Raw genomic sequence first — 3,266 nt, 5'->3', positions numbered from 1 at the left:
GTCATGCTCTGGCTCGACGGGATCCTCCACCGCACCAGCCTAGCGATCATGCTGCCCGGCCGGCGCACCGGCCGCACCCCGCTGAATAGCTACGACCGAGGCGCTCCCGTGACAGAATGTCAGGCGCTCGCGGAGAGAGGGACGACCCACTCGATTACGGTGCCGCTCGGCTGATTGGAGGACAGACTGAACGTGCCGCCCATCTCCTCCGCGCGCTTGCCGAGGTTGGCCAGACCGCTGCGGCGGGTGACCGCCGGGTCGATTCCGCGGCCGTTGTCGGCCACATGCAGCCGCAGGGAGGTGTCGGTGACCTCGACGTCGACGTCGACAGTGGTGGCGTGCGCGTGCCGGGCAGCGTTGGACAGCGCCTCGCCGAGCACGGCCAGCAGTTGCTCGGCCTGTTCTGCGGACACAGTTGTGTCCAGCAGTCCTGTCATGCGCAGCGCAGGGGCGAAGCCGAGCGGCTCGGTGGCGCGTTCGGTGGCCGCCACCAGTTGCGCGCGCAGCCCGCTGCCGCGACGGGTCTGGTCGTGCTCGCGCAGGCCGTAGATGGTGGACCGAATGATCTTGATGGTGTCGTCCAGGTCGTTCACGACGCGCTGGATCCGTTCGCTGACCTGCGGCCGGTCGGAGACCCGGCCCAGTGTGGACTGCAGGGACAGCGCGCCGGCGAACAGGCGCTGGATGACCAGGTCGTGCAGGTCCCGGGCGATCCTGTCCCGGTCGTTGAGGACGACCATGCGTTCGGTGTCGCGCCGGTGCTCGGCGACGTCCAGCGCCAGCGCGGCCTGGTTGCCGAACCCGGTGACCATGTCGATGACGGCGTCGGTGAAGAGGGAGCCGCCCGGCGCGTTGGCCACCTGCAGCACGCCGCGCACGTGTTCCCGGGTGCCGAGCGGGACGAGGAACGCCGGCCCCAGCTCCACCACCGAGGCGCTGCCGCCCTCGGCGCGCGGGTCGGCGCTGACGGCCTCGCTGGTGATCGTCTCGCCGGATGCGTAGACCTTTGCGGCCAGTGTCGTGGCGGGCAGCAGCAGCCCGCGGACCTCCTCGGTCGGCGATCCCGACGCGGCCTCGATGACGAGCTCGCCGCGGTCGCCGACCGGCACCGCCAGGGTGACCAGGTCCGCACCGGCCATCTCGCGCACGGTGGCGGTGAAGGACTCCAGCACGGCGGCGGGCTCCGCGCCGGACAGCAGGCTGCGGGTCAGTTCGTTGCTGGCCGCCAGCCACCGCTGCCGGCGGTGCGCGTCGTCGTAGAGCCGGGCGTTGTCGATCGCCACGCCGGCCGCCGCGGCCAGGGTGCGCAGCACCGCCTCGTCGTCGGTGTCGAACTCCGTGCCACTCTGCTTGTTGGTCAGGTACAGGTTGCCGAAGACCTGGTCGCGTACCCGGATGGGGGCGCCGAGGAAGCTGGCCATCGGCGGGTGCCCGTCCGGGAAGCCGGCGGACGCCGGATGGTCCGCCAGGTTCGCCAGGCGCAGCGGCTCCGGGTGCCGGATGAGCAGGCCGAGGATGCCTTCGCCGCGCGGGTAGTGCCCGATGCGGGCGATCGCCTCGTCGTCCATGCCGACCGTGACGAACTGCTTGATCGTGCCTTCCTCGCCCAGCACGCCGAGCGCCCCGTACTGGGCGTTGACCAGGGTGACCGCGGACTCCACGATGCGGTGCAGCACCACCTCCAGGTCCAGGTCGGAACCGACCGCCAGCACCGCGTCCAGCAGCGTGTGGACCCGGTCCCGGGCCCCCCGTACCTGCGCCACCTGCTGCTGCAGGTCCTCCAGCAGTGCGTCCAGCCGCAGCTGCGGAGACATCCCCGACGCCTCCACTTCACGCGAACTCTGCGCGCGTTCGTCCACCACAGCTCCCCTCACCGTCTGGCGGCATATTCCCCTAGGATGCCCGACGATCCAAGTCCGTTGGACGGCACCCGGCCGACAGCGAGGCTACTGCTCACAAGGGGTCGGCCGGCGGGGGGTCGCAGGGTCGGGCACGGTGGCACAGGGCGTTACACGGATGGGAGCTCCGGTGCGGGGCGCCTCGGGCACCGTCGTACAGGGGAGAGTCGGGCAACATCCAATAGGCGTCCGATAGACGGGCGAATCCCGGCGGTGGCTGGCGATCCGCTGTGCTGCTGGTCTCCTACATGAAGGCTTCAACGATCTTCGGGCTGGCGGGCCACTGCTTTTTTCAGCCGTTGGCTACCGGGGCGGTGTGCGCAGGGCGAGGATGGCCAGGTCGTCGTGGCCGTCGCTGGGGTGGTGGTCCGCAAGGACCGTGCACAGATCTTCGACGGGCAGGTGGGCGTGGGCGGTGGCTGCTGCGGAGAGGGCGCGCAGCCCCGTGTCGATGGGCCGGTGGGGGTGTTCGTCCAAGCCGTCCGTGAAGAAGATCACAGTGGAGTCCGTCGGCAGGGGATGGTTGTGGTCGGGTCGGGGTTGGTCGGTGTCGACGCCCAGAGGTACGCCGGGCTCGGCGTGGAGATATGCGGCCTGGCCGTCGGGGGTGATCAGCAGGGGTGGGAGGTGGCCCGCGGTGCTCCAGCGCAGGGTCCAGGAGGCTGCGCCTGGCTCGATGCGGGCCAGGCAGGCTGTGGTCAGGGGGTTGTCGGTGATCGCCTGCAGGGTGCGGTCGAGCTGGCACAGGACGGCGCTGGGCGGGGCGCGCCGGTCGTAGAGCAGGGCGCGCAGCATGTGGCGGGTCTGGGCCATGGCGGCCGCCGATTCCAGGTTGTGACCGACGACGTCGCCGATGACGGCCGCGCAGGCGCTTCGGGGAGCAGGACGGCGTCGTACCAGTCTCCGCCCAGGTGCGCGGGCGCGGTGGCGGGACGGTAGATCGCGGCGGCGGTGAAGGGATGCAAGTCCGGTAGCCTCGGCAGCAGAAGACGCTGGAACTGCTCGGCTCCGCTTCGCACTTGCTTGAAGGCTCCCCTCCCTGAGGGAGGGGATGCGTCGCCCTCCAGGGCTGAGCGGGGATCTACGGCTCAGGCCGCCACCGGAGCCGGCGGCTCGGGTGGTCCTACGCCCTCGACACCGTCCGGGTTCCAACCTGCCCGGACCAGCATCACGCGGGCAAAGTTCTTGTCCCTGGGGGACACGGCTGCGCACACGGTGCAGGCATACGTTCTCATCGACAGAGGCAGTGCGTGCTTGGTTCTCGCTCCGCACTTGGCACAGTCCATCGTGGTGTGCGCCGGGTGCACGAGACGGACCTCCCGCCCGTGCTTGCGGCCCATCTCGCACAGGGCACGCTTCGTCGCGGCG

Annotated in this window: 2 protein-coding genes and 1 pseudogene; all 3 read right to left on the bottom strand. The window is 70.6% G+C overall.

Translation table 11 applies throughout. The annotated features are described in order from the left end of the window. Positions 1-119: 119 nt before the first annotated feature. Positions 120-1,814 carry a GAF domain-containing protein gene (locus ACIBJF_RS52755; protein ID WP_399185014.1) on the bottom strand — a complete coding sequence of 565 codons (1,695 nt, stop codon included), beginning with the start codon at positions 1,812-1,814 and terminating at the stop codon, positions 120-122. A 387-nt stretch (positions 1,815-2,201) separates the two neighbouring features. Further along, positions 2,202-2,926 (bottom strand): annotated as a pseudogene (locus ACIBJF_RS52750) (PP2C family protein-serine/threonine phosphatase); the annotation flags it as partial. A 60-nt stretch (positions 2,927-2,986) separates the two neighbouring features. Continuing rightward, a partial coding sequence (locus ACIBJF_RS52745; protein WP_399185013.1) for a zinc ribbon domain-containing protein occupies positions 2,987-3,266 on the bottom strand: 280 nt, incomplete at its 5' end.

Source organism: Streptomyces sp. NPDC050743 (assembly GCF_044456925.1).
Classification (GTDB): Bacteria; Actinomycetota; Actinomycetes; order Streptomycetales; family Streptomycetaceae; genus Streptomyces.
This window is presented reverse-complemented; position numbering and strand designations above follow the sequence as displayed.